The sequence below is a fragment of the Halapricum desulfuricans genome (assembly GCF_017094465.1).
Lineage (GTDB): Archaea > Halobacteriota > Halobacteria > Halobacteriales > Haloarculaceae > Halapricum.
Map to the genome: position 1 here is coordinate 852,934 of NZ_CP064791.1, position 23,266 is coordinate 876,199.

Genomic DNA, 23,266 nt, shown 5'->3' on the forward strand with positions numbered 1-23,266 from the left:
CGGATCGGTCTCATATTGTCAGTCCATCCGGGAGAGTTCCGTGAGCGCGGGGGAGGCTATCTGCCGTCGCGAGTCCCGCCTCCCCGAGCACGTCGTCGGGGTTGTTTGCGAGAAATTCGACCAGTCTGCGGCCGTTCTCGGGCGCGTCCGCCCGGTCGAGTACTGTCGCGTTGTACAGTATCGGTCGCCCTTCGACGGTGGTTCCGTCTTCGAACGTGTACTCTGCGGTCGCGTAGTGGTCCGCGAGCGACGGGTCAGCAAAGTTGTACGCCGCCGGGAACGGCTCGAAGGGAATGTCGTGATCGCGGGCCATATTCCCGTAGACGACTGCACCTGCTCTGGAGCCCCCCTCGACACCGCCGAGCACCTGTGGTTCTTCGGCCACCTGTTCGACGAGGTCCCACACCTCCGATCGGAACCCCTCGATGCCGTGCTCGCGTTCGGCGAGACCGAACGCCTGCCAGGCGCGATATCCCAGCGGGTCCTGTTCGGGGTTGCTGATGGCAACGTCCCCCTGTTCGGTTTCACGAATGAGATCGTACCAATCTTCTTCGCCTGCGGCCATTCGCGACCCGAACGCCGTGTCGGCGTTGTAGCCGATACCGAGGACGTTCGTCGCGAACTCGACGTCCCAGTCGGTCTGCGTCCCGACGAGGCGATCCCGCAGCAGCGTCGCGTCCGCGCTGACGACCACGTCGGGGTGTTTCGTCCCGTCTTCGACCATCCGCATGACGGCGTTCGAGCCGAAATACTCGCCCTGAACGGTGATCTCGGTCTCGGACTTGAAGGCCGGCCCCACGTGATCCTCGAACGTCGCCGCGAGACTACCCGCGGAGAGAACACTGACTGACGATTCGGACCCCAGACAGCCCGCGAGGCCGACCGCTGCACCCCCCGTTATCGATTTGAGCACAGCCCGCCGCGACCGTTGTTTCGGCATAGACATATCGAGATTTCGCTGACCCGGACATAACCGTTATGGGGCCGCCGGCGAACCCCTAGCCATGAGTCGTTACGGCGACGGGCCCCCGAGCGCCGATTTCGAGGCGCGACTGCACGCCGAGGGAGTGGGATTCGACGGCGACGACGCGGCGTTGCTCCGGGCGGTCGCCGAGCACGGATCGCTGAACGCCGCCGCCGACGCGCTGGGCCGCTCGTACTCGCGGGCGCACAAGCGTCTCACCACGTTAGAGGCGGCGTTCGGCCCGTTAGTCGATCGACAGCGGGGCGGCCGCGACGGCGGCGGCAGTCAGTTGACCGAGCTGGCGGAGACGCTTTTGGCACGCTTCGATCGATTGCGGGCGGAGTACTCCGGCGTCGCCGAAGTCGCGGATACCGTGCTCGAAGGACGCGTGATCGAACGCACGGGGGAACTCGGCGTCGTCGAGACTGCAGCGGGCGAGCTCCGTGCGCTGGTCGACGCCGACACCGAGAGTGTCCAGGTGTCGATCAGGGCCGATGCGGTGACCTTGCAGGCCCCGGACGCGGCACCGATGGCCGCCGAGACCAGTGCACGCAACCGACTCGAAGGGACCGTGACCGCCATCGAGTCGGGCGAAGCCATCGCGACCGTCAGCGTCGATGTCGGCGCCGAACAGCCCCTGCTCGCGCTCGTCACCGAGCGAAGCGTCGAGTTGCTCGATCTGGCGGTCGGCGATCCGGTCGTCGCATCGCTCAAGACGGTCACTATCCGGGCGATTCCGTAGGCGGTGCTGTCGTCGTCTGCGGGCAGCTCGCTGTCAGTGCGTCGCTCCGCACTCACGTCGCGTGTCGGATCGACACCGGCAAACCCGCCGAGTACGGGAACTCACTCATGCGCCAGTTCGTCATCGTCGGCCACGACGCGCCCGCCAGTTCGGAGTTCCCGCTGGACGCCCTCGCCAGCGAGGCGGGTCGGATGGATCTGCTCGCCCGCTCGGTCAACGCCGCGCTGCTCGCCAGTCACGGTATCCGTGAACACGCCCGCGTGCACCTCGTGCTCGATGGCTTTACCGTCAGTATCGACGGAGCGACCGTACGCAACCTCCACCCGGACGAGCGGTCGATCGCCGCCCTGATCCGCTCGGCACTGGCGGATCGGGCGGACGCGATCGGTCACCAGCCTGCCGAGCCCTCTCCCGGGGTAGCCGTCTACCGGATGGGACTGGCCACGACACTCGATCGACTCGACGGGACAGTCGTCCAGCTACACGAGGACGGCGACCCCGCCATCGAGGCCTCGATTCCGTCCGATCCGGTGTTCGTGCTCTCCGATCACAACGATTTCACGGACGAAGAAGTCGACGTGCTTGCCGAGCGGGCCGACAGTCGAGTTCGGCTCGGCCCGACTGCGCTGCACGCTGATCACGCTATCTCGGTGGCGCACAACTGGCTCGACACAGATGGCTACACCCGATATTAGGGTTCCTCAAGGCCATCTACCGTTCGTCGGAGCGTGTTCGCGCTCAGCCCGACGTACTCGTAGCTCGGCGTAAAGACCTCCACCGAGAGCGTCGCGTCATCCAGGGGCTCGAGGATCCGTCCGAAGTCCAGCACCCCGGAACCGACCGGAACGTGTTCGTCGGCCTGTTTTCTGGTGTCGTTGACGTGGACGTGCGTGACGCGGTCGCTGTGTTCCTCGAGGAATTCGCGCTGATCGGCCGCGTCATAGCCCTCGATGTAGGCGTGGCCGGTGTCGAACGTCATCGACGCGTCGGTTTCGTCGAAGACGCGGTCGAAGTCATCGAGGCCGAACCACTCGTCTGGGACGTTCTCGACGCAGAGTTCGACGTCGACCTCCTCTGCGACGACCTGGAGTTCCCCCAGGGAATCGAGGATGGCGTCCGCGATGGTCTCGCGGTCCCAGGCCGGCCGCCAGGCGTCGCTGCTGGCGTGGACGACCGCCTTTTCCGCGTCGAATGCAGCCGCCGTTTCGAGTGCATCGGACAGTTCGCGGATCGCACCTTCGCGGACGTGCTCGTAGGGGGCGCCGATGTCGAGCGCGAAGGGTAGATGGACAGCGAGATCGATTCCAGCCTCCCTGGCGGCCGATCGGACGGCATCGGTGTCGAGTCGGTCGCGTTCGTGGTGACCGTCGGCGAGGAGTTCGACGTAGTCCAGTTCCATCGCGGCCGCGGCCGGGAACGCGTCGGTGTAGTGCATCGGCGTCTGTGTCACGAAGCCCAGATCCAGGCCCATAGGCTGTCAAATCACCCCAGGGAGGACTGTCTTTCGGAAGCGTTAAGGGTCCGAGTCGGAAACTGTGATTCGCGGGCCGGTGGGGTAGCTTGGTATCCTTCGGCCTTCGGGTGGCCGTAACCGCAGTTCGAATCTGCGCCGGCCCATTCCTGCCCGCGTTTCACAAGTCTGCGAGCGTAGCGAGCAGTCCGAAACACGAGTCTGAGTGAGGACCGTGTCTTATGTTATCCCGGGTGAACCAACGCATATGGTCACAGTTAGTCGATCAATCCACATCGATGCCCCCGTCGAGGACGTATTCGCGTATCTGGATGACCCTCGAAACCACGCGGAGGTGACACCGAGCCTGGCGGAAGTCCGCAACGTCGAGGCGCTCGGCAACGGCGGCAAGCGGGTCGAACACACCTACAAGATGGCGGGTGTGGAACTCGATGGCGAACTCGTCGAACGGACTCACGAGGAAAACGAACGGATGGTCTTCGAGATGCGCGGCGGTCTCGAAGGTGAGATCGAGATCGAAACTGTCGAAGACGACGGCGGGACAGAGCTGCGCTACAGCGCCGAATACGAACTCCCGGGCAGAGTCCTCTCGACGGTAGCGACACCGTTCGTCCGGCGGTACAACGAACGAGAACTCCGGACGACCCTCGAAAACACCAGGACTCGGATCGAAGCCGGCGAGTGAGCGCTCGGAGGAGGCGACGAAACGACTTGGAGCGGACAACGGGGGTTGCAGCAGGGTCGTCGTGCTCGATGTCCCGAAGCCGTCGTCGCCTCGGCTACAGCCGGAACGTCTCGTCGCCGTCGAGCACGTGCACCTCGGCGAGGCTGCCGGTCGCCTTGACTTCACGGACGAACTCGTCAGTATCGATCTCGATGGGCGGGAACGAGTCGTAGTGCATCGGGAAAGCGTGATCGACGTCCAGCCAGTCGACGGCGATGGCGGCCTGCATCGGCCCCATCGTGAAGTGGTCACCGACGGGCACAGCAGCGGCGTCGGGTTCGAGATACGGCGCGATCACCTCGCGCATCTCAGTCATCAGGCCTGTGTCGCCGGCGTGGTAGAACGTCGTCGAGTCGGCCTCGCTCACCTGCGTTGGCTTCGTATCCGAGACGACGAAGCCGGCAGGCATTCCGCCGGTCGAGCCGTAATCAGTGTCCATGCCGTTGGTGTGGTCCGCGCGATGCATCGTCACGAACGCGTCGCCCAACTCGATGGTGCCGCCGAGGTTGAACCCGATCGTCTCCGCGACGCCGTAGTTGTCCTCGACGTAACCCGCGACTTCGGGCGTCGCCGCGACCGGCGTCGCCTGGAAGTGATCCACGTCGCCGATATGGTCGGCGTGGCCGTGCGTGAGCAGGACGTAATCCGGGTCGAGCGTCGTCGGATCGACGTCTGTCTTCGGGTTTCCGAAGAACGGATCGATCAGCAGATCCGTTGAGCCGACCGATACGTACCACGTCGAATGGCCGTGCCAGGTGAGTTCCATAGTTCAGTTACGTCTACACGACCCGAACACTTAGAATCACCTCTCTTTTAGGTGAGTGCGCCCCCTCGATCCACTCGATGGACCCCTTTCCGACGTGCGTCGATATGGCCGAGGACCCGACGACAGGAACAGGTCACCACTGGCTCCTCGAGTACGTCGAAGGGGAGCCGCTCAGATTCACGCTCCAGACGGACGGACAGCTGCAATTCGGCGGCGCACAGCGATACGAGGACGGCTCGGAACCCCCGGCTATCGGGCCCGCAATCGAGACGGTTCGGTCGGCGTTTCGACGGGACGCCTTCCGCGAGGCGGTCGCGGAGCCGGCGTCGGTCACCTTCTACGGGGTCGCGACGTGCCAGCATCGCATCGATTACGACTGGGATCGGCTACCTTCGTTTCTGGGCTACGACGTTCGCGTCCCCGCCCGGGGCGGGCTACTCGCGCCCGAGAACGCCAACGCGAGCTTCGACCGACTCGGCCTGACGCCGGCACCGCCCCTCGATCGGGAACGCAGAGCCGACGCGATCGACTCCGGTCGCGAGACGTTTCCTGACAGCGACTGGGCCGACCGGGCGGTCGCCGGGATCGTCCACGCCGACAAGCACGGCTGGCGCGGTCGACTGCTCGATCCCGATCGGCCGTCGAAACCAACGGCGTCGTTCGAATCGCCCGAGTCGACGGCCGAAGCGCTCGTTACCGACGAACTCGCGACCACGGCCGGCGTCGAGGCGGCCCTGCGCCGGATCGCCCGCCGCCACCGTGCTACGCTGGCTGCTGCCGGTGTCGACCCCGCCTCGCCGGCGTTTCGACGCGCGGTCGCCGAGGTCCTGCAACGACGCGGTGACAGACGCACGTCTGACTGACCTTTAGGGAGTGTGGGACACACGCCCAAGCAATGGCACGGCTCACTATCGAGATGCCGACCGAACTCGCCGTTCGGGGGCGATCACGGCCGGTAGAACGGGACACTCCGTGTTCGAGCGTCGGTGCGGACGAACAGCCGGTTTCACCGGACGTTCGGCAGTTTCTGTCGTGGTTCGCCTGCTGGTCGCCAATCAATCGCTGAGTCGCTCGGCGATCCGCTGGGCGCCAAGCGTCGCGGCGAGCGCCGGTTCCTCGGGCGCGACCGCCTCGATATCGCGGTTGAGTTCGTCGCTGGCCCGCTCGGCAAATTCGTCGACAATGCCCGGGATACAGGCCATCCCGCCCGTGAGCACGACCGGTTTCTCGAGCGCGAGGTTGTACACCTTCATGTGTTCGTTGGCCAATTCGGGCAGGAAGGTGTTAGCGAACTCGTCGACCACGTCGTCGACGTACTCGTCGACGGCGTCCATGACGCTGCGCTCGATGGTGAACTCGTGGGACCCGCCGCCGGGCTGCTGGATGATGTCGGTAAAGGGCTCGTAGTCCTCGAAGTCCGCGTGCTCTTCTTTGTACTCGCGGGCGGTCTGGACATCGATGTTGACCCGCCCCTGTGTCTCTTCTTCGACGTAGTTGGCGATCACCCGGTCGACTTCGTTGCCGGTGACGGCCCCGGTGGTGAACGGCGCGAGTTGCTCGCCGCGGCGGTAGGCCGATGCCTCCAGGTTCGTCGATCCCAGATTGGCCGCCAGCAGGATCTCGTTGATCGCTTCCAAATCGTCCCCGAACGCCGGGATCGTCCCGCACAGCGACTCGGGGTAGCTCTCGACGAGTGCCTCGCCGATCGAACTGTTCTCGATAACCTCGTTGAGGTTCTCCAGTCCGGCCTCGTTGTCGATCGTCGGAATCGCGTAGACGACGGTGCTGTCTTCGGGGATGTCGTTGGCCTCGATGACCTCCTCGAAGAACGTGCTCGTCAGCTCCGCGCGCTCGTCGTCCTCGGGCAACCCGGACCGGAGCATGAACTCCACGCGGTCGGGATACTCCCGGGCAGCCTCCTCTCCGTAGAGAACCTGCTCTTCGCCGGTGAGTGCGTCCTCGTAGGTCGCCATGCAGGTGAGCGTGTTCACGATTTCGAGATCCCCGTCGCCGTCGGGGTAGGCGATCACGGTCCTGGTACTGCCGAGTTTGACCCCGACCGGAACAGGTCCGTCCGTCGAACTATCGACCGCGTCGTCAGTCTCGTCGTCCTCACTCATACGCCTGCGTGATGGGACCCCCGAAGTATATAACCGCCCGGAAAAAGTAAGCGACCGAACAGTTCGATCAGTGCATCGCGGCCAGTTTCGCGATGTAGACGAGGCTCAACAGGTGGTCGTCGACGTCCAGCTGCGAGCCCTCGCTGGCCCCGGTTTCCTCGATGCCGAGCAGGTAGTCGTTCAAATCCGACTCGACGCCGTCGGTGATCCAGTCGATCGACTCGTAGTAGTTGAGCGCGTCCTGAGCGCCGCGGTACCCGCCGTGCAGCAGCAGGAACTCGAGCCACTCGAACAGCATGAACTCCGCAGCTTGGGTCTCCGGGAGCGTGGCCAGGTACGGCTTGGACGCGTCGTCGCTACCCGCCATCAGCGGCATCAGTTCGCGATAGAGTCGTGCCCGAAACCCCTCGTCGGTCACTGCACCCTCGCCGTCGACCTCGCCCCACTCCAGGTTCGGATCCGAGTCGGGCACCCGCTCCTCGTCCGGGACTGCGCCCGGTTCGCGGTCGCGTGCCATCTTCCGTAGCTCTTCGAGGTCGTAATCCCGGGGGTTGATCGTCATATCTGTTGATCCAATGTTAGCCCTGATACGTGTTAAATCTTCCACACTGTCAGACAATGTTCGTATAGTTGTCCTGTCTACTGAGATACCAAATACGCTCACGGGCGGAGAGCGGTCTGTCCGTGATCGCGAGTCACTAGATCCGTCGCTTGAGCTCGCCGACGAACAGCTTCCCGGCCAGCCGCGCCAGGGTCGGCACGCTCCTGAGGCCGTCGTTTCGCCACCAGAGCTCGTCCTCGCCGGCGATGCTGTACTCGCCGAAATCCGGCACCTCCTCGGCGATCGCCCGCAGCTTCGCTTCCCGCTGTCCCTCGGGTGTCGACTCGTAGATCTCGTCGACGCGGTCGACGACCCACCTCGAGGTATCGAGTCGATCAGTGACCGTCCGGAACGTCTCTTTGTCGAGCAGCCCGTGCTCGTACTTCAGTCGGTTCATCCGCTCGGCCGCCTCGTAGGTCGCTTCGACGATGTCGTCCCGGGAGAGTTCGTCCGTCTCGTAGCTCAACATCCGCTTCCAGCTGGGTTCGAGCAGCAGCTGTCGGTGGTCCTCGAGCGTCTCGGCGAGCGGCTCGTACCCGTACGCCTGTGGGTTCTCGAAGGCCGGGCTACCCGGATCCAGAAACGGTGCCAGCGGCGCGACGAAAGGGACAATTCGATCGTCGTCGATGTCCGTCAGGAGGTGCTCGGCGTACTCGACCGCACCGACGGCGTCCGCGTAGCTCTGGTCGGGAAGCCCGATCATGAAGAACACGTCGATGTTCCGACAGCCGTTGTCCAGCGCCGCCCGAAGCGTGTCCTCGATGGCTTCGTTCGAGACGGCGAACTTGCCCATCTTCTCGCGAATCTCGGGCTTGTGTGATTCGGGGCTGAGTTCGAGGCTGTAGCGTTCGACGGCGTCGTCGATCAGTTCGAAGTACTCCGCCGGCGCCGGGCCGAACAACTCGAAGACGAACTCGTTCCCGATGTCCTCCTCGGCCAGCAACGCAAAGAACTCTGTGGCGTAATCCCAGCCGCCCTGCCGGAGATCGTGAACGATGAAAATCGGGCCCTCCGAGAACGCGGTGATCGTCCGAACGTCCTCGATGAGGCGTTCCGGGGACCGGAACGCGGGCCCCGGACGATCGTGGACGTCCGCGTAGGAGTCGGCACCGCCGCAGAACGAACACGCGTGGCGACAGCCCCGTGATGTCAACAACATGGTGATCGGCTTGTCGAGCCATCCCTTGTGCGGCAGCACCTTCCGCAAGCTCCCGTACTTGAGCACGGATTTGATGGTGTAGGTGTACGACGGTACCGAGATATCGTCGAGATCGGCGGGCCGGTACGTCAGTGGGTTCACCGTCGTCTCGCCGTCCGTCCGATAGGTCAGGTTCGGCACGTCCGAGACGTCACCGTCGGTCGTCAGCGCGTCGACGAGTTCTTCCATCGGCCCTTCCGTCGAATCTCCCCGGAGGACGTAATCGACCGACGGGTATTCGACCAGTTCCTCGTGGTAGTACGTCGCACTCAGACCGCCGAAGATGACCGGTGCGTCGGGGTGGTGTTGCTTGACGAGTCGGGCGACTTCGATCGCACCGTGTGCGTGGGGCAGCCAGTGGAGGTCAATCGCGTAGATGCTTGCCGTACAGGCTGCGATCTCCGTCCCCGGATCGTATCCCGGATCGGTCAACATCTCGCGTGCGAGGTTGATGATCCGGGCGTTGTATCCCCCGCGTTCGAGGCGGTCGGCCAGGCTCGTCAGCCCGATCGGGTACATCTCGAAGACCGGTGAAGCGGGGATGACGTCGCTGATCGGGCCGAGCACCTCCGGCCGCTCCCGGAAGTCGAAGATGCTCGGCGGGTGGAGGAACGCGACGTCGGGTTCGGAAAACAGGAGACGCCGGGCCGTCCCGGACCCGTATGACCCGTGGTTGCGGCCGGGCCTCAGGAACTCCATGCCCCTACATACTGGCCGAAATGCCAAGAAGACACGGGGTCGCCACCACCGTGTTCGGATATCGGGCCGCGTCCGACACAGCGACGGTCTCTCGACGTTCGGATCTTCAGGATTTCCCCCACATTATCCCGACGGCTCGGGATCCATCTCGATCGCCGACTCGTCGTCCGTGCTTGGCTCCGCCGACGCCCCCTCGAGCAGGAAACCGGCGAGGCCGGCCGCTGCCATCCCGACACCGGCGGCACGCATCGCAGTCGCGAACCAGTCTTTTGGCTCGACGTCCCCGGTGTTCTCGAACCCCGTCAACCACGTTCGGGCCGCGAGCCTGAGCGACAGTCGCGGCGCAAGAGCATGCAGGACGCCGCTGAGTGCGAGCGATGCGTAGCCAGCCCTGCGAACCTTTCGATGCATATCCGGAACTACGACTTCCAGCGTAGTTAATCCACCCCACTTGCCTGCGCATGCTAAATCCTCAGAAAGATGTTGAAATGACCGGTTGCGACGATTCACCAGAATTTGAGGTTGTTCTTGACGGCCTCGCGTTTGAGCGCCTGGATGTGCTCGGTCAGCGGGATGTCTTTCGGACAGACCTCCGTGCAGGAGAACTGGGTCTGACACCGCCAGACACCGTGCTCCTGTTCGACGATCTCCATCCGCTCTTGCTTGCGGTCTTGCCCCTCGCGTTCGTCCATCGCGAACCGGTAGGCCTTGTTGATCGCCGCCGGTCCGAGGTACTGGTTGTCGCCCGCGGCGATGTTACACGAGGACATGCACGCGCCACACCAGATACACCGCGTGGACATCTTGATCGTCTCGCGGTTCTCTCTGCTCTGGCGCTGCTCTTCGAGTTCGCCCTCTGGCAGGTCGTCGGGATCGAAGTACGGCTCGACGGCTTCCATCTGGTCGTAGAAGTGCTCCATGTCGACGACCAGGTCCTTGACGACCTCCTGGTGGGGGAGCGGCTCGACCCGGATCGGATCGTCCAGATCGGCGAGCTGGGTCTTACAGCCCAGTCGCTGGGAGCCGTTGATGAACAGCGCGTCAGAGCCACAGATCGCCTGCTGGCAGGAGTGACGGAAGGTCAACGAGGAGTCGTACTGATCCCGGGCGTAGATGAGCGCGTCCAGCACGGTCATCCCCGTATGGAACGGCACTTCGAAGGTGTCGAACCGCGGTTCGTCCTTGCCTTCGATCTCCGGATCGTACCTGAATACCTTCAACTCGACCGTCTCCTCGTCAGCGAGTGATTCCTCGGCGGCCTGCTCGGCGGCCGCCCGATCAGCACGCCGCGCTTCCTTCTCCTCGAGGCGTCGTGTCCGGTGGACGCTCACGTCCGGCTGCGGCGCGGCATCGACGCCCGTCTCACCTGTGTCCGCTTCCGCGTCCGCGTCGGCCTCGACATCCGTTTCCGTGTCAGTGTCCGTGCTCATGTTAGATCACTCCCGCCATCGCGAAGGCGACGCGGAACCCCTGGACGATCAACAGTACGCCCGCAAGGACCAGCACGCCGCCGACAACGCGCTTCTGGGTCCCCTCGAGACCCATATTGACCAGTGCGTTGTACACGCCGTTGACGCCGTGGAACGTCGCCGCCACGAGGAACAGTACCATCAGCGAGAAGTACCCAACCTCGCTCATCCGGGCCTGCGTGCCGGCGAATCTGATCTCGGCGGCGTGGTTGACGAAGTGCAACAGGAAGAAATGGAAGGCCAGCGTCCCGATCAGGAAGACGGCCGTCAGCCGCTGTAGCAGCCAGCGTCGCCCGCTCCGATCGAAGGACGTGTAGTGTTCGGCCATGGTCAGAACGCCCCCGCGAGGAACGTCGGCACGCTTGCGACGGCGATCGCCCCGGTCAGGACCAGCGACGCGTAGAAGCTCTTGTCCTGGGCCTCCAGCCCGATCCCCAGGTCGACCAACAACAGCCGGATTCCGTTGAGGATGTGGAAGACCGCAACGGCGAGCAGCCCGACTTCGAGGATCCGGACGACCAGCAGACTCTCCAGGCCGCTGAGCGTCTGGTTGTAGACTGTCGGATCCGAGGCGGTCGCCGTGCTCAACACGGCGATGTGGGTGAACAGGTAGCCCACGAGCACCCAGCCGGTGAACTTGTGGAAGATCCAGGCCCACATGCCGGCCGAGAACTCCGTCCAGCGGCCGACGTCCTCGACCGTCCCGCGGTTGTATGTCTCACTCATACGCGGTTCCAAGAGTGGCTTCGGTTTAGCTCCTGTGGTGGTCGATACGGATCTCCGATAGTGCTCTGGGCGAGACGGAGTGACGCGTGCGAATGGCATCTCGACCGTATCAACAGGTATAATTGCCGGCCATTGCAAGCCAAAAAGAGACCACCATGGACGCAGACACGCAGCCCGAGGCCGATTTCGACCGCGAGTGGTGGAAGGAAGCGGTCGTCTATCAGATCTATCCACGGAGTTTCAACGACAGCGACGGCGACGGGGTCGGCGATATCCCCGGAATTATCGAGAAAGTGCCGTATCTCGACGACCTGGGCGTCGACGTGGTCTGGCTCTGTCCGGTCTACGACTCGCCGAACGCCGACAACGGCTACGACATCCGTGATTATCACGCCATCATGGACGAGATGGGGACGATGGACGACTGGGAGGACCTCCTCGAAACCGTCCACGATCACGACATGCGGCTGATCATGGACATGGTGCTCAACCACACCTCCGACGAGCACGAGTGGTTCGTCGAATCCAAAGATCGCGATAGCGAGTATTCCGACTACTACTACTGGCGCGACGGCGAAGACGGCGAACTGCCGAACAACTGGACCTCGATATTCGGCGGTGACGCCTGGAAGTACGACGAGGAGCGCGAGCAGTACTACCTGCACATCTTCGACGAGAAACAGCCCGACCTGAACTGGCGAAACGGGGATGTCCGCGAGGACGTCTTCGAGATGCTCCACTGGTGGCTACAGAAGGGCATCGACGGGTTCCGACTGGACGTGATCAACCTGATCTCCAAGCGGGAGGGGCTGCCGGACGGCGAGGATAACCCCGGCTGGGTCGGCTGGGAACACGTCATCAACGGGCCGCGCGTCCACGAGTACATCTCGGAGATGCACGACGAGGTGTTCGCCGACTATGACATCATGACGGTCGCTGAGATGCCCGGCTGTGGGGTCGAAGACGCCAAACAGTACTGTGGCGAGGACGGCGACGGCCTGAACATGATCGTCCACTTCGAGCACGCGGATATCCCTTACAAACCCGGCGGGAAGTGGGATCTACAGGACGTCGACGTCGATCTCGACGAACTCGACGACCTCGACGACCCGGACACACACTTCAACAACTGGGATCTGAACGAACTCCGGGACGTGCTGACGCGCTGGCAGATCGGCCTCGAGGGCGACGGCTGGAACGCCAACTACCTCGGCAACCACGACCACCCGCGGACGGTCTCGCGGTTCGGTGACAGCGGTTTCTTCCGGGTCGCCTCGGCGAAGCTACTGGCAACCCTGCAGTTCACCCTCCAGGGGACGCCGTTCATCTATCAGGGCGAAGAGATCGGCATGACCAACGTCGAGTGGGAGAGCTTCGACGAACTCAGAGACGTCGAGGCGATCCAGCAGACCGAGGAGCTGATGGAACGCCACGACGCCGACTTCGAGGACGTCAGACACGTCGTCAAACACCGTTCGCGGGACAACGCCCGGACACCAGTCCAGTGGTCCGACGAAGAGAACGCCGGCTTCACCGACGGCGAGCCCTGGATCAAGGTCAACCCCAACCACGAACGGATCAACGTCGAGGCCGCCCGCGAGGATGAGGACTCGATCTGGCAGTACTACCGCGAGCTGGTCGACCTGCGCGAGGACAACGACACGCTCGTCTACGGTGATTTCCACCTTCTCTACGAGGATCATCCCAGTGTCTTCGCGTACCTCCGCACCCTCGGCGACAGCGGCGTGCTCGTCGTACTCAACTGTTTCGCACGGAACGAGACGTTCACCCTCCCACCGAATCTCGACGCGGACGATCCGGAACTGTTGATCGGCAACTACGACGACGCCGGCGACGATCCAACGGAATTCGAGCTTCGACCCTACGAGGCCCGCGTCTACCGAATCAGTTAGCCGACGCGACTCCCCCTACTCCGGACCGCCGGCGGGTTCGGCGTCGGCGTCCCACTCCCGTTCGACAGGCGTCTCGCTGGCGTCGATCGCCTCGAGTAACCAGTCTGTTGCCGCTTGCAGTGTTGCTTCGTCGGCCCCGGTCAACTTGAGACGGTTGTGTCTGGCCTCCCGATCGGGATAACAGCCCACGCGGACGCCGAATCGCTCGCGGACGGTGCGCAACTCGGGGACGATGTTCGCCTCCGGCTCGACGGTGTACAGCAATCGCGAGTCGAGATCGCCGTCGAACGCTTCGGCGATCGTCTCGAACATCGCCTTCATCTCGCCTGGAATCCCCGGCAGGACGTAGACGTTCTCGATCCGACAGCCGGGGGCCAGCCCCTCGGGATTGACGAGCGGCTCGGCTCCGCTCGGGATCGACGCTTCGGTCTCGATGTCGAGATCCAGATCGGGGACGGCTTCGCCCATCTCCGAGAGGCGCTGTTCGATGCGTACCCGTGCCTGATCGCTGACGACGAGTTCGCGCCCGAACGCGTCGGCGACGGCCTCGATCGTCACGTCGTCCGGCGTGCCACCGATCCCGCCGGTGACGATCACGGCGTCGAAGGCGTCGCTGTGGCGGGCCACCCGATCGGCGATCGTCTCGCGGTCGTCCGCCAGTGCGAGGATCTCCCGGACGTCGACCCCGCGGTCGGTCAACTCGCGAGCGAGCCACGTGCCGTTGGTGTTCGTCGTCTCTCCGGAGAGGAGCTCGTCGCCGATCGTCAGCAGTGAGACCTCCATCACCTGTCGTGAGGACTCGACGCCCCTCAGGGTTTCGCCCCGGCACAAGGCTCTTACTCCGAGACCGCCTATCCACGGATTCGATGGCAAGCGCAGCCTACGACGCCTGGTTGTTCGATCTCGACGGGACGCTGATAGACGTCGATCCCGCCCATCCGCGTCGCGTGTTCGACGAGATCGGCGACCGACTCAGTCGCGAGTTCACCGACGAGGAAGTGACGACGCTCTGGCACGGACTCGGCGGTTCGCGGAACGCGCAACTGCGCCGGTGGGGTGTCGATCCCGAACCGTTCTGGGACGCCTTCCACGAGATCGAGGATCCGATCCGTCGGGCCGAGGCGACGTATCTCTACGACGACGCCGAGCGGCTGGTCGCCGATCTCGACGGCCCGATCGGTGTCGTCACCCACAGCCAGCCACATCTGACCGAGGCCGCGCTCGATCATCTCGACATCGCCGAGTGGTTCGACACCGTCGTCTGCTGTGGGGACGATATCGGCTGGAAACCGGATCCCGGCCCCGTCTATCGTGCCCTGTCCGATCTCGGTGTCGCTGCCGAACGGAGTGCGATCTTCGTCGGCGACAGTCCCTCGGACGTGGGCGCGGCCTGGAACGCCGGTCTGACGGCCGCACACGTCGAACGGTTCGATCCACGCGAGCGTGGCCACTGCGTCCTGGCGGATCACCGCGTCGACCGTCTCGACGGACTGCAGGACCTGGCCGGACAGGCCCGGGCGGCCGACGGCGGACGGACAGATCGGCAGTGACTCGCTGGGTGGATCGGTAGTGACCCGGGTCGTCCACGACAGCTAGCTATCGGATCGCTCGCACCCCCAGCGGCCCGAATACGTCGCTATTTTCGAGTGCATCAGCGAGCTGTTGGCCACCAGTCTTGTCCACCAGATCGGGTTTGCGACGACTCGGACAGTTTCGTGACCGAGCGAGACGAACCTGAGACCGAGATACGCAGTCCGAGACCGAGACACGCAGTCTGAGACCGAGACACGCAGTCTCAGTTCCGCGTCCGCGTCGCCGCGGGCGGCATCCAAGCGGGGCTCTCGTGGGTCCGGGCCGTCCGCTCGTAGCCGGTGATCGCCCGGCCCCGCTCCCCTCGGCTGGTTTCCCGTTCGGTTGCGAGTTCTTCAAGGACGTCGTCGAAGGTCGTCCGTAGCCTGTCGTCTCGCCGGCCGAGATCCCATCTCGGGACTCGAGCACGACGACCAACTCGTCCGCCAGCGCGACGGTCAGTTACTGCCGACCCGCGTGACCATCCGATCGATGTCCTCCGCAGTCGGATCCGGGATATCCAGACGGTCCCGGAGGGCGACGAACAGTTCGTCGATCAGCACGGCAAGCCAGCGGTAGACGGGCGCGCTCGCGGCTGCCATGTCCGTCGCGCGCCTGAGTGCCGGTACCCACTCGAAGTGCGTGCGGACGAACGATCGATAGGCCTCACGCTCGTCGGCTTCGAGCAGCAGGCTCCCGTACTCCAGCAGCAGTGCGATGTGATCCGGCGAGTACGCGTCGGGGACGGACACATCGAGCGCACGGTAGCGCTGGCGCATCTCGGTGGCCGACGGTCCGTCCATCAGGCCACCCTCGTCTCTGTCGTACCAGGCTCGATACGGAGACTCTACCGGAGGGGCGTAGGGCTGTCGACCGCCTTCGAAGAGATCGATGTACGCCGTCGTAAGCCCGTCACTCTGCTCGACCGGTGGCACGAGCGAAATCGCGAGACTGATATCGAGAGCCGACGCGAGCGACCGCAGTTCCGCTTCGAACTCGCCGGTCTCAAGGGCTGCTCCAAACTGCTCGTCAGGGTGGCGAAGCCCGGTTGCCAGGAGGATATGCAGGTCCCGCCAGGCCGTCGACTGCTCGAAGACGGACGCAGCCGGGGAGCCGGGATCGTCGGGGGAAGACATCGACGCCACGTCACGGCACCCCCAGCGGCTGTTTGACCGCGCCGAAGAGGAGAGCGTACCGGAGCAGGAACCCGCCGGCGAGCACGAGGACGTACTTCAGGGCGAATCCGCCGGTGAACGCGGAACCCCACCGGTGTTCGACGTCAGTGAACCGGACCAGCCCGGTCATCGTCATCGAGAGCCCGAACGGGACGACGAGTCCGAGCGCGAGGACGCCGACGGCGAAGTGCGGGAAGTACGCCCCGCTCATCAGGAGTTCGTAGCTCTGCTCGGCCGCCGGACCGCCCGACGAGAGGGCGACCAACAGTCCGACCAGCGTCACCGTCTCGACGGCGATGAGGGCGTCGTCGGCCAGACAGAACAGGTGATTCGTCCGGCTGAGGCCGCCGCCGCTGGCGACGGTCCCGAGCAGCGCCGCCGAGATGCCCGTCGAAGGACCGCTCATGAGGAAGACGATCGGCAGGTACTGTCGGTCCCACAGCGGAACCACCGAGACGTCAGTCAGCAGCAGCGCGGTGTAGACGATGACGCCGACAGCGGCGACGCTACCGACGGCGTGAACGACGCGTCGAGCGCGTTCGGTCGGTCGGAGGCGGTCCGCGAGCCAGTCGAGCGCGGCGACGATGCTCCAGTCCTCCGGAAGCGGGAGCACGTCGTCGATCCAGGCGACGATCCAGCGCGGGACGTAGCTCAGGCCCTCGGAGCCGGCGTGTTCCTCGCCGAACAGCAACCAGAAGGCCTCGATCGTGACGAACAGTGCGAACAGCACGATAAACCACGTCCCGATGACCAGCCACGAGCCGAAGTTGGTGAACAGGATCGGGAACGTGAGCGCGCGCAGCGGCGCGCCGAGGTGCGACAGCAGCGCTACGCCGCCGACGGCGATGGCGAGGAGTCCGACGATAGCACCCCATCGTGAGGTCTCCTCGCAGGCGAAAATCTCGTCGGGGCCCTGGGCACGCGGCCGGAACAGCTCCGAGGAGACGACGGAGGTGAGGTACGCGCCGCCGCTCAGCCCACCCAGAAACAGGTAGGTAGCGATGAAGATTTCCCAGTGGCCTCGCGCGATCCACAGGAGATCGGATCCGGTTGCGATGTCGCTCATGAGTCTTCAGTCGCCTGTCGGATACCCTGCATGCCTGTCACGCTGTTCTCGCCGGTCGAATCGATGATCACGTTCGTCCGGTTCTGTTCGAAGCGCTCGGCGGCCTCCTGAGAGGCCTTGTCGAGCAGCTCCCCGACCGGGCCGGCGTCGAGCGCGTCGCCGACGCATTCGTCGACACAGGCCGGTTCGAGCGCCTCGCCGTTGGCCTGCTGTTCGTTCTTCGACGGTGCGTCGGCTCCGCTGCCCGGCCCCTTGTCCAGACAGAGGTTGCACTTCTGCATCAGGCCGTCGTCGCCGTACTGGGGCGCGCCGTACGGACAGGCCCACCCGCAGTAGCCACAGCCGATACACTTGTCCTGGTCGATCGTGACGATCCCGTCGCTCTCGCGTTTCTCGATCGCACCGGTCGGACAGACCTCCTCGCAGGGGGCGTCCTCGCAGTGCATACACGACAGGGAGATGTTCGTCTCCTCGTAATCGGGGAACTCACCCTCCGAGACCGTCTCGACGCGTCGCCAGTCGACGTGGCCGGCGTCGGTATCGTGGCGGTTCTTGCAGGCGATCGCACAGGCGTTACAGCCCATACAGCTGTCGGCATCGAAGTAAAAGCCCCACTGTTCGCCCATCAGGCGTCACCTCCGGGGGAAACCTCGACCGCGATGTGCCTGTCTATCTCGCCCGATACCGGATCGATCTGTTCTGGACTGTTGAGTAGCATGTTGTTCGCACCGTCGCCGTCGGGCTGGATCGACCCCCGACCGAAGCCGTACGGTTCGACGCTGACCGCACCCGGACGGATCCCCACCGTCACGGCCGCCATCAGTTCGGCCTCGCCGTGTTCGGAGGCGATCGTCACCATGTCGCCGTGTTCGATGTCGCGCTCGCCCGCGTCGTCCGGATGGATCACCAGGTAGTTGCCGCGGTAGTCCTCGTGTTCGAGGCCGTACGACTCGGCGAGTTGCTCAAGCGGGAGCGACAGCGCCTGATCGCCGCCGTGTGAGAACTCCACGGTCCGGGTGTCGAGCATCTCCAGTGGGTAGTCCTCGGTCAACTCGTCGCCGATCGTCCCGGGTTCGACCCACTGCGGGCCGGTCGTGATCTCGGTCCCGACGCGCTCGCTGAGTTTGCCGTACATCCCCTCGAGCTTCTTGTCGAGGTCGAACCAGAACTCCTCGGCCCCTTGCGCGAAGCCGCCGCCTTTCCACTTCTCGTAGGGGTTACGGTGTTGCTCGTCGTCGAACACGTAGTAGGTATCATGCTCCTGTTCCAGTTCCTCGAGCGTAAGATCGACCGCCTCGAGCTGGTCGTTGATGAATGCCGTCTTGTCCTCCCAGGGGAAATACTCCTCGTAGCCCATCTCGCGGCCGAGTTCGCTGACGATCTCGAAGCCGGGCTTGCTGTTCCACTGGGGCTCGATCGCGGCCTGCGAACCGGTGATCCACGGATGTTCGTTGTACGCGCCGTACCCGCCGGATTCGAACATGGGCTTTTCGAGCTGTGACGCCTCGGGCAGGACCACGTCGGCCTTGCGGGTGGTCTCGCTCCAGAAGGCGTCGATACCGACGACCAGGTCCATCTTCTCGAGCGCACCCTCCTGATTGTCAGTCCCGAGCCACTCCTGGGCGGCCCCGTCGGTGACCGGATTGCGGTAGTAATACACCATCCCTCGAACGTCGCCGTTGTCGACCATCTCGGGAACGCGGTTCTGGACCGGCTTGCCGGTCATCGAGGCGTAGCCCGATTCTTTGTCCGTGAGATAGCACGGGTTGTCCGCGGCGTTGTTCGGGAGTTCTTCCTCACAGCCGACCTCGAAGGGGTCCGACAGGGGCGGGCTGGTGTGCCAGCGCTGCCCGCCGGGTCGGTCGATGTTGCCGACCAGCGCCGTCAGCGCGACCACGTTCTGCGCGCCCTTCTGGTGGTCAGCACTCTGACCCAGTCCGGTCCAAGAGGTGATCCCTGCGGCAGGTGCGGCCTCGGCGAACCCGATAGCGATCTCGCGGATCGTCTCCGCGCCCAGTCCGTCGTGCTCGGCCAGACCGGTCTTCTCTGCGGCCCACTCGGGGGTCTTGCCCTCGACGGCCTCCCTGTAGGCCTCGAAGCCGTGGGTGTGATTTTCGACGAACTCCTCGTCGTACAGCCCTTCTTCGATGATGACGTTGGCCATTGCAAGTGCCAGTGCGCCGTCGGTCCGGGGTTCGACCGGGAGCCACACGTCGGATTTCTTTGCGGTCTCGGTGTAGACCGGATCGATCGTGACGATCTTCGCGCCGCGCTCGCGAGCTTTGAGGAGTTGTTTGGCCTCCCACTGGCCGGCGAAACTCTCCAGGGGATCTCGACCCCACACCAAGATGTACTCGGTGTTGGGGTAGTCGATCCAGCGGATGTTTCCGCCGCCGAGACCCATCAGCGTGCCCGTCACAGCCATCGAGCCGAAACAGGTCGGCGTCGGGTGCGGAACGTGGTTGGGGCAGCCATAGAGATTCCGGAACAGCGTGCTGAAGACCCCGGAGGTCCCCCAGCCGTGGAACTCGATCAGCGACTCGGGTCCGTACTCGTCGGCGAAATCCTCCAGGCGGTCGGCCGTATAGGAGATCGCCTCGTCCCAGTCGACCTTCTGTAGTTCGCCGTCCTTGCGGATGTGTGGCTGCTTGATCCGCTCGGGCGAGTAGGCCTTCTCCAGTTGGGAGAGCCCTTTCGGACAGAGGGTCCCTTTCGTTCCCTCGCCGGCGCTGCCGCGCGGATGGCCGTCGATGCCGTGGAGCTCCGTCGCTTCGCCCGCCCCGTTGAGCGTTACCTCCATGCCGCAGGCCTTGTGGCACTGCCAGCAGTTGCCGTACGCCGTCTCCGCACCGCGCGTCAGCGACGACGAAGACGAACTTGAAAGGATCGACCCACAGCCGGCGGTGCTGGCGACGGCTCCCGCGGCCACGGTTTTCAACAGTGAGCGTCGTGTCAGTCCGCCCTCCGAATCGCGTTCGCTCACGACTCGTCCCTCCCTCTGGCGACCGGTCGGTTGTCCTCGCCGAACTCCTCGATCAGCGCGTCGTGGTACTTCTCGTAGAACTCGTCTTCGCTCATCTCGCCCTCCGCGTACCGTTGGGCGTCTTTGCCCAACTGCTCGCCGAGCTCTTGATCGAACTCGTCGGCAGCCAGATCGGTGTCCGGTATCGCGTCGGGAGGCGACTCGTGGTCCGCGTCGGTCGTGTTTTCGGTCACGGTAATCCCTCTACCCTATCGTAGCTGCCGCTGTCCGGTATCGCTTCATTCGAACCAGATGAGGGTTTTAAGTACCGGGTGGATACAGAGTTACCCGGGATATCGCTCCCGATTCACACGATGGCCCGCCGATCGTGCGGAGTGGCTATCGGAATCGTTCTTGCTTTTTAAATATGAGGGATTGCGGAGGGCGTGTTCGGCTATCTCGAATCGCGGTCCGCCCCGGGACCATCCGCACGACTGCGTTCGACGTGAAAGAGGCGTACAGCAGTCTGCTTCATACGAATTATTGTACGTCTGTTTCGCATCGACGTCGGTGGTCGGAACGGTAAATCGGTACAATAATTCGTATCAGGGCGTCTGTCGAGAATCACAGCGCGGACGCCCACGTCTTCAGCCGTTGGTAGCTGATGGTGAGTCTGTCTGCGGGACGTGGTTGCGGATGATCTTCGATTCCGCGGCCTGCAGGCGGTGAGAGACTGCCGACTTGCCGATACCCAGCTTCGACGCCAGCTCGGAGAGGGTCGTCTCCCGGGGTTGAGCGTAATATCCGTGTCTGACAGCCAGCTCCAGGGCTTCCTGCTGTTTCTCGGTCAGAAGGCTAAAATCACAGAGGACTGGTGACGTACCGATCATATCCTCGTCGATCTGGACGACGCGGTCGAGCCGTGCGTGGTATCCGACCGCTTCCAGCCCCTCGAGCAACTCGGGGATGTCCGCCCGATCGGACGGGTGGATCGTCACCAGCAACGAGCCGTCGTCGACGCCCGTGATCTGCGGAACACAGTCGTGTTCGAAAAACACGTCCGCCAGACACTCCGATCCCATCGGTTCCTCGAAGTGGAGCACCTCGACGTCTTGGCCGCCGGTCACGACCTCCGATCGGCAGATACCGCCCATATGTTGCAGATCGGCGTCCAGCACCGGATCTTTGAGGTCAGCCAGCGGGCAGTCGTCCTCGACGTCTATCTTGAGAACGATCCAGAGAGGGCGCCGCTCGGAGGTCGTCGTTTCGGAGTCTGTTTCAGTCATATCCACCAGTTGTGACGTTCATCACGTGTTAGCAGCCGTCGCCGTCCGCCCGATCGATCAGTTCGAGCATCAGTTTCGCCTCTGCGGACTTAAGTCGGCGCGAGAGCGCGGAACTCGAGATGTTCAGTTCGTCGGCCATCGCGTCCAAGTTGACGTTGCCATCGCGGGCGTAGTACCCTCGCTGCACGGCGAGTTCGATGGCTTCGCGCTGTTTCCCGGTCAGGATCGACAGATCACACAGTACGGTCGAATCCGTTATCAGCTCCGGACTGACGCCGACCAGGCGCTCGACGTCGAGTACGTATCCGAGGTCTCGGATGGACTCGACCAGCTTCGGGATCGTCGCCCGCTCCTCGGGATACACCGTGACCGTGATCGCACCCTCGTCGGTATCGACGATGCGCGGGATACACCCGTGCCGGTGAAAAGCCTGTGAGACGCAGTCCGGCCCCATCTCCTGGTGTGTCTGCAGGACGTTCAGGTCTTCGTCGTCGCGGGAGACGATCGTCGCCCGACACTCGCCGTTCATCTGCTGTAAGTCGACGTTCTCGACGTCCGCATCGATGGCTGTCAGTGGGCAGTCGTCCCCGACGTGGACTTTGAGCGTCACCCACAGATCACGGGTCTCGTGGCCACCACTGACGGCGGCATCTCCGGATGCGACGGACGTGAACGTCGGAGCGTCGGACATCTGCTGACCACTTAGAGCTACGGTGGTATGAGCGTTTTCACAGCGGAGACGGTGCGGAGCCCTCTCCCTTCGGGGGAGAGTCGCCGAGAGCGGCACGCCGTCGTCGCTGCGACACCAAACAGTCGGCGCGACGGCGTCGCTGGAGGAACGACAACAGTGATGACGGCGGACCGAGAAGCGCCGACGATGGCACTCGCTGACCTGCTTGTCCCGGGCGTCCTCGCAGCGGCAGGAATCGCCCTCTCCGCCTTGGGGGATCCAACAGTCCGAGACGACCGGTGATCCAGGCACTGGTCAATACTGGAAGACGCTCGCGACGGGGCTTCGCGGTGGCTCCCTCCGGCTGGAAGACGACACTGCCAGCTGTCGGGTCGAACCCGTCGGCCCGGTCCGCCACCTCGAGGAGCAGACGGTGACCGTCCCGGCCGGTACGACGCCGCCCGAACGGATCCGGGACCTCACCGCTTCTCATCCTGCCGTCGAATCGCAGGACGAGAGCGTCGACGTCGGTCCCGTGGAGATCGAACTCGGAAACGAACAGCGGTTCGTCGAGCGGCGAGGTCAACGTCCGGATCGACGGCGACGGAATCCGGCGGTTCCTGATCGCCGATTCCAGGGAACGGGGCGCCGCGTTCGAACAGATGAAGATCGGCGCGCTGTCGGTGCTGCTCGGGGCCGCACTGCTTGGGGCCGCGGTCGTGATATTCCTGTGGCTTTCTCTCCGCGACCACCGTGTTTTTGGCCCTACCGTCCTAACCCGTTGGTATGTCAGCCCTGCGAGACGCGCTGCAAGAGTTGCCCGATGCGGTGTTCGCCGACCTCCTGGAGAGCGACGAGGCGTACCTGCTTGTGATCGATCTCCCGGGAGCGACCGCCGAGACCGTCGACGCGCACGTCGAACGGGGGCGCGTGGTCATCGAAGCCAGGCGCGAGAAGGCCCTGCCGGTCGAGTTCGAGTACGTCGACGAGGAGCGGTCGATGTTCCTCGACGTGGAGTTGCCCCTCCCGCCGGACGCGAGCGGCACGGGGGCCGAGGGGACCGTCGAGAACGGCGTCCTCGAACTCCGACTCCCGAAACAGACCGCCGATCCGTCGGCGACGATCCCGATCGACGAGGCCTGAGG

27 protein-coding genes and 1 tRNA gene are annotated in these 23,266 nt (G+C 64.2%); 10 read left to right on the forward strand and 18 right to left on the reverse strand.

The window, feature by feature from the left end; all coding sequences use genetic code 11:
* Positions 1 to 10 precede the first annotated feature (10 nt).
* A complete protein-coding gene (locus HSEST_RS04380; protein WP_229122367.1) occupies positions 11 to 940 on the reverse strand; it encodes an extracellular solute-binding protein in 930 nt (309 codons plus the stop codon).
* 64 nt (positions 941 to 1,004) lie between these two features.
* Between HSEST_RS04380 and HSEST_RS04385 the strand changes: the two genes are divergently transcribed.
* Together HSEST_RS04385 and trmY are read left to right on the forward strand one after the other, a co-directional pair.
* Positions 1,005 to 1,706 carry a TOBE domain-containing protein gene (locus HSEST_RS04385; RefSeq protein ID WP_229122368.1) on the forward strand — a complete coding sequence of 234 codons (702 nt, stop codon included), beginning with the start codon at positions 1,005 to 1,007 and terminating at the stop codon, positions 1,704 to 1,706.
* A 107-nt stretch (positions 1,707 to 1,813) separates the two neighbouring features.
* On the forward strand, positions 1,814 to 2,401 hold the full coding sequence (gene trmY, locus HSEST_RS04390) for a tRNA (pseudouridine(54)-N(1))-methyltransferase TrmY (protein ID WP_229122369.1): 588 nt from the start codon (positions 1,814 to 1,816) through the stop codon (positions 2,399 to 2,401).
* Here trmY and HSEST_RS04395 read toward each other — a convergent pair.
* On the reverse strand, positions 2,398 to 3,177 hold the full coding sequence (locus HSEST_RS04395; protein ID WP_229122370.1) for a sugar phosphate isomerase/epimerase family protein: 780 nt from the start codon (positions 3,175 to 3,177) through the stop codon (positions 2,398 to 2,400). The two genes, trmY and HSEST_RS04395, sit on opposite strands and share 4 nt — an antisense overlap.
* Positions 3,178 to 3,250: 73 nt before the next feature.
* On the opposite strand from HSEST_RS04395, the gene HSEST_RS04400 reads away from it, so the two are divergent.
* Positions 3,251 to 3,323: transfer RNA gene (locus HSEST_RS04400), tRNA-Pro, on the forward strand.
* Positions 3,324 to 3,424: 101 nt separating this feature from the next.
* On the forward strand, positions 3,425 to 3,862 hold the full coding sequence (locus tag HSEST_RS04405; protein ID WP_229122371.1) for an SRPBCC family protein: 438 nt from the start codon (positions 3,425 to 3,427) through the stop codon (positions 3,860 to 3,862).
* A gap of 94 nt (positions 3,863 to 3,956) precedes the next feature.
* Here HSEST_RS04405 and HSEST_RS04410 read toward each other — a convergent pair whose 3' ends face one another.
* On the reverse strand, positions 3,957 to 4,667 hold the full coding sequence (locus HSEST_RS04410; protein WP_229122373.1) for a metal-dependent hydrolase: 711 nt from the start codon (positions 4,665 to 4,667) through the stop codon (positions 3,957 to 3,959).
* A 104-nt stretch (positions 4,668 to 4,771) separates the two neighbouring features.
* Between HSEST_RS04410 and HSEST_RS04415 the strand changes: the two genes are divergently transcribed.
* Together HSEST_RS04415 and HSEST_RS04420 are read left to right on the forward strand one after the other, a co-directional pair.
* A complete protein-coding gene (locus HSEST_RS04415; RefSeq protein ID WP_229122374.1) occupies positions 4,772 to 5,530 on the forward strand; it encodes a hypothetical protein in 759 nt (252 codons plus the stop codon).
* Between the two features lie 32 nt (positions 5,531 to 5,562).
* Positions 5,563 to 5,733, forward strand: a complete 171-nt coding sequence (locus HSEST_RS04420; RefSeq protein ID WP_229122376.1) for a hypothetical protein — start codon at positions 5,563 to 5,565, stop codon at positions 5,731 to 5,733.
* Here the strand turns inward: HSEST_RS04420 and HSEST_RS04425 are convergent.
* The 7 genes from HSEST_RS04425 to sdhC all read right to left on the reverse strand — a co-directional run bounded on the left by HSEST_RS04425 (position 5,723) and on the right by sdhC (position 11,480).
* Positions 5,723 to 6,787, reverse strand: coding sequence for a hypothetical protein (locus tag HSEST_RS04425; protein WP_229122378.1), 1,065 nt, complete (start codon positions 6,785 to 6,787; stop codon positions 5,723 to 5,725). The two genes, HSEST_RS04420 and HSEST_RS04425, sit on opposite strands and share 11 nt — an antisense overlap.
* 67 nt (positions 6,788 to 6,854) lie before the next feature.
* Positions 6,855 to 7,349 carry a FlaD/FlaE family flagellar protein gene (locus HSEST_RS04430; protein ID WP_229122379.1) on the reverse strand — a complete coding sequence of 165 codons (495 nt, stop codon included), beginning with the start codon at positions 7,347 to 7,349 and terminating at the stop codon, positions 6,855 to 6,857.
* A 136-nt stretch (positions 7,350 to 7,485) separates the two neighbouring features.
* Positions 7,486 to 9,285 carry a TIGR04190 family B12-binding domain/radical SAM domain protein gene (locus tag HSEST_RS04435; RefSeq protein ID WP_229122380.1) on the reverse strand — a complete coding sequence of 600 codons (1,800 nt, stop codon included), beginning with the start codon at positions 9,283 to 9,285 and terminating at the stop codon, positions 7,486 to 7,488.
* 123 nt (positions 9,286 to 9,408) lie between these two features.
* On the reverse strand, positions 9,409 to 9,696 hold the full coding sequence (locus tag HSEST_RS04440; protein ID WP_229122385.1) for a hypothetical protein: 288 nt from the start codon (positions 9,694 to 9,696) through the stop codon (positions 9,409 to 9,411).
* A 95-nt stretch (positions 9,697 to 9,791) separates the two neighbouring features.
* Positions 9,792 to 10,715 carry a succinate dehydrogenase/fumarate reductase iron-sulfur subunit gene (locus tag HSEST_RS04445; RefSeq protein WP_229122387.1) on the reverse strand — a complete coding sequence of 308 codons (924 nt, stop codon included), beginning with the start codon at positions 10,713 to 10,715 and terminating at the stop codon, positions 9,792 to 9,794.
* Between the two features lies 1 nt (position 10,716).
* Positions 10,717 to 11,082, reverse strand: a complete 366-nt coding sequence (locus HSEST_RS04450; RefSeq protein WP_229122390.1) for a succinate dehydrogenase hydrophobic membrane anchor subunit — start codon at positions 11,080 to 11,082, stop codon at positions 10,717 to 10,719.
* A 2-nt stretch (positions 11,083 to 11,084) separates the two neighbouring features.
* The gene (sdhC, locus tag HSEST_RS04455; protein ID WP_229122392.1) at positions 11,085 to 11,480 is read right to left on the reverse strand and encodes a succinate dehydrogenase, cytochrome b556 subunit; all 396 of its coding nucleotides are present in this window, start codon (positions 11,478 to 11,480) and stop codon (positions 11,085 to 11,087) included.
* Between the two features lie 155 nt (positions 11,481 to 11,635).
* Here sdhC and HSEST_RS04460 point away from each other — a divergent pair, with 155 nt between their 5' ends.
* The gene (locus tag HSEST_RS04460; RefSeq protein ID WP_229122393.1) at positions 11,636 to 13,393 is read left to right on the forward strand and encodes a glycoside hydrolase family 13 protein; all 1,758 of its coding nucleotides are present in this window, start codon (positions 11,636 to 11,638) and stop codon (positions 13,391 to 13,393) included.
* A gap of 15 nt (positions 13,394 to 13,408) precedes the next feature.
* On the opposite strand, the gene HSEST_RS04465 is transcribed toward HSEST_RS04460, so the two are convergent.
* Entirely contained in the window at positions 13,409 to 14,176 is a 768-nt protein-coding gene (locus tag HSEST_RS04465) for a competence/damage-inducible protein A (protein ID WP_229122394.1), read from the reverse strand.
* An 83-nt stretch (positions 14,177 to 14,259) separates the two neighbouring features.
* Between HSEST_RS04465 and HSEST_RS04470 the strand changes: the two genes are divergently transcribed.
* Complete coding sequence (locus tag HSEST_RS04470) at positions 14,260 to 14,943, forward strand: HAD family hydrolase (RefSeq protein ID WP_229122396.1); 684 nt, start codon at positions 14,260 to 14,262, stop codon at positions 14,941 to 14,943.
* Positions 14,944 to 15,420: 477 nt separating this feature from the next.
* Here the strand turns inward: HSEST_RS04470 and HSEST_RS04475 are convergent, their stop codons facing one another.
* From HSEST_RS04475 to HSEST_RS04505, 7 genes are all read right to left on the reverse strand, one after another.
* On the reverse strand, positions 15,421 to 16,098 hold the full coding sequence (locus HSEST_RS04475; RefSeq protein WP_229122398.1) for a TorD/DmsD family molecular chaperone: 678 nt from the start codon (positions 16,096 to 16,098) through the stop codon (positions 15,421 to 15,423).
* Between the two features lie 10 nt (positions 16,099 to 16,108).
* On the reverse strand, positions 16,109 to 17,203 hold the full coding sequence (nrfD, locus tag HSEST_RS04480) for an NrfD/PsrC family molybdoenzyme membrane anchor subunit (RefSeq protein ID WP_229122400.1): 1,095 nt from the start codon (positions 17,201 to 17,203) through the stop codon (positions 16,109 to 16,111).
* The gene (locus HSEST_RS04485) at positions 17,200 to 17,829 is read right to left on the reverse strand and encodes a 4Fe-4S dicluster domain-containing protein (protein WP_229122404.1); all 630 of its coding nucleotides are present in this window, start codon (positions 17,827 to 17,829) and stop codon (positions 17,200 to 17,202) included. The genes nrfD and HSEST_RS04485 overlap by 4 nt, the downstream gene beginning before the upstream one ends.
* The gene (locus tag HSEST_RS04490; protein WP_229122406.1) at positions 17,829 to 20,186 is read right to left on the reverse strand and encodes a molybdopterin-containing oxidoreductase family protein; all 2,358 of its coding nucleotides are present in this window, start codon (positions 20,184 to 20,186) and stop codon (positions 17,829 to 17,831) included. The genes HSEST_RS04485 and HSEST_RS04490 overlap by 1 nt, the downstream gene beginning before the upstream one ends.
* A complete protein-coding gene (locus tag HSEST_RS04495; protein WP_229122408.1) occupies positions 20,183 to 20,419 on the reverse strand; it encodes a 4Fe-4S ferredoxin N-terminal domain-containing protein in 237 nt (78 codons plus the stop codon). Before HSEST_RS04495 ends, HSEST_RS04490 begins: the two co-directional genes overlap by 4 nt.
* A gap of 393 nt (positions 20,420 to 20,812) precedes the next feature.
* Positions 20,813 to 21,451, reverse strand: coding sequence for a helix-turn-helix domain-containing protein (locus tag HSEST_RS04500; RefSeq protein ID WP_229122410.1), 639 nt, complete (start codon positions 21,449 to 21,451; stop codon positions 20,813 to 20,815).
* Positions 21,452 to 21,479: 28 nt separating this feature from the next.
* Entirely contained in the window at positions 21,480 to 22,142 is a 663-nt protein-coding gene (locus HSEST_RS04505) for a helix-turn-helix domain-containing protein (RefSeq protein ID WP_229122412.1), read from the reverse strand.
* 159 nt (positions 22,143 to 22,301) lie between these two features.
* Here HSEST_RS04505 and HSEST_RS14515 point away from each other — a divergent pair, with 159 nt between their 5' ends.
* Positions 22,302 to 22,424, forward strand: coding sequence for a hypothetical protein (locus HSEST_RS14515; protein WP_267491911.1), 123 nt, complete (start codon positions 22,302 to 22,304; stop codon positions 22,422 to 22,424).
* 483 nt (positions 22,425 to 22,907) lie between these two features.
* On the forward strand, positions 22,908 to 23,264 hold the full coding sequence (locus HSEST_RS04510; RefSeq protein ID WP_229122413.1) for an Hsp20/alpha crystallin family protein: 357 nt from the start codon (positions 22,908 to 22,910) through the stop codon (positions 23,262 to 23,264).
* The last annotated feature ends 2 nt before the right edge of the window (positions 23,265 to 23,266 follow it).

What these genes read in the sequence shown, in the direction of transcription:
- HSEST_RS04380 (WP_229122367.1), bottom strand. Translation starts at nt 940, where the DNA reads ATGCCGAAACAACGGTCGCGGCGGGCTGTGCTCAAATCGATAACGGGG.
- HSEST_RS04385 (WP_229122368.1), top strand. Translation starts at nt 1,005, where the DNA reads ATGAGTCGTTACGGCGACGGGCCCCCGAGCGCCGATTTCGAGGCGCGA.
- trmY (WP_229122369.1), top strand. Translation starts at nt 1,814, where the DNA reads ATGCGCCAGTTCGTCATCGTCGGCCACGACGCGCCCGCCAGTTCGGAG.
- HSEST_RS04395 (WP_229122370.1), bottom strand. Translation starts at nt 3,177, where the DNA reads ATGGGCCTGGATCTGGGCTTCGTGACACAGACGCCGATGCACTACACC.
- HSEST_RS04405 (WP_229122371.1), top strand. Translation starts at nt 3,425, where the DNA reads ATGGTCACAGTTAGTCGATCAATCCACATCGATGCCCCCGTCGAGGAC.
- HSEST_RS04410 (WP_229122373.1), bottom strand. Translation starts at nt 4,667, where the DNA reads ATGGAACTCACCTGGCACGGCCATTCGACGTGGTACGTATCGGTCGGC.
- HSEST_RS04415 (WP_229122374.1), top strand. Translation starts at nt 4,772, where the DNA reads ATGGCCGAGGACCCGACGACAGGAACAGGTCACCACTGGCTCCTCGAG.
- HSEST_RS04420 (WP_229122376.1), top strand. Translation starts at nt 5,563, where the DNA reads ATGGCACGGCTCACTATCGAGATGCCGACCGAACTCGCCGTTCGGGGG.
- HSEST_RS04425 (WP_229122378.1), bottom strand. Translation starts at nt 6,787, where the DNA reads ATGAGTGAGGACGACGAGACTGACGACGCGGTCGATAGTTCGACGGAC.
- HSEST_RS04430 (WP_229122379.1), bottom strand. Translation starts at nt 7,349, where the DNA reads ATGACGATCAACCCCCGGGATTACGACCTCGAAGAGCTACGGAAGATG.
- HSEST_RS04435 (WP_229122380.1), bottom strand. Translation starts at nt 9,285, where the DNA reads ATGGAGTTCCTGAGGCCCGGCCGCAACCACGGGTCATACGGGTCCGGG.
- HSEST_RS04440 (WP_229122385.1), bottom strand. Translation starts at nt 9,696, where the DNA reads ATGCATCGAAAGGTTCGCAGGGCTGGCTACGCATCGCTCGCACTCAGC.
- HSEST_RS04445 (WP_229122387.1), bottom strand. Translation starts at nt 10,715, where the DNA reads ATGAGCACGGACACTGACACGGAAACGGATGTCGAGGCCGACGCGGAC.
- HSEST_RS04450 (WP_229122390.1), bottom strand. Translation starts at nt 11,082, where the DNA reads ATGGCCGAACACTACACGTCCTTCGATCGGAGCGGGCGACGCTGGCTG.
- sdhC (WP_229122392.1), bottom strand. Translation starts at nt 11,480, where the DNA reads ATGAGTGAGACATACAACCGCGGGACGGTCGAGGACGTCGGCCGCTGG.
- HSEST_RS04460 (WP_229122393.1), top strand. Translation starts at nt 11,636, where the DNA reads ATGGACGCAGACACGCAGCCCGAGGCCGATTTCGACCGCGAGTGGTGG.
- HSEST_RS04465 (WP_229122394.1), bottom strand. Translation starts at nt 14,176, where the DNA reads ATGGAGGTCTCACTGCTGACGATCGGCGACGAGCTCCTCTCCGGAGAG.
- HSEST_RS04470 (WP_229122396.1), top strand. Translation starts at nt 14,260, where the DNA reads ATGGCAAGCGCAGCCTACGACGCCTGGTTGTTCGATCTCGACGGGACG.
- HSEST_RS04475 (WP_229122398.1), bottom strand. Translation starts at nt 16,098, where the DNA reads ATGTCTTCCCCCGACGATCCCGGCTCCCCGGCTGCGTCCGTCTTCGAG.
- nrfD (WP_229122400.1), bottom strand. Translation starts at nt 17,203, where the DNA reads ATGAGCGACATCGCAACCGGATCCGATCTCCTGTGGATCGCGCGAGGC.
- HSEST_RS04485 (WP_229122404.1), bottom strand. Translation starts at nt 17,829, where the DNA reads ATGGGCGAACAGTGGGGCTTTTACTTCGATGCCGACAGCTGTATGGGC.
- HSEST_RS04500 (WP_229122410.1), bottom strand. Translation starts at nt 21,451, where the DNA reads ATGACTGAAACAGACTCCGAAACGACGACCTCCGAGCGGCGCCCTCTC.
- HSEST_RS04505 (WP_229122412.1), bottom strand. Translation starts at nt 22,142, where the DNA reads ATGTCCGACGCTCCGACGTTCACGTCCGTCGCATCCGGAGATGCCGCC.
- HSEST_RS14515 (WP_267491911.1), top strand. Translation starts at nt 22,302, where the DNA reads ATGACGGCGGACCGAGAAGCGCCGACGATGGCACTCGCTGACCTGCTT.
- HSEST_RS04510 (WP_229122413.1), top strand. Translation starts at nt 22,908, where the DNA reads ATGTCAGCCCTGCGAGACGCGCTGCAAGAGTTGCCCGATGCGGTGTTC.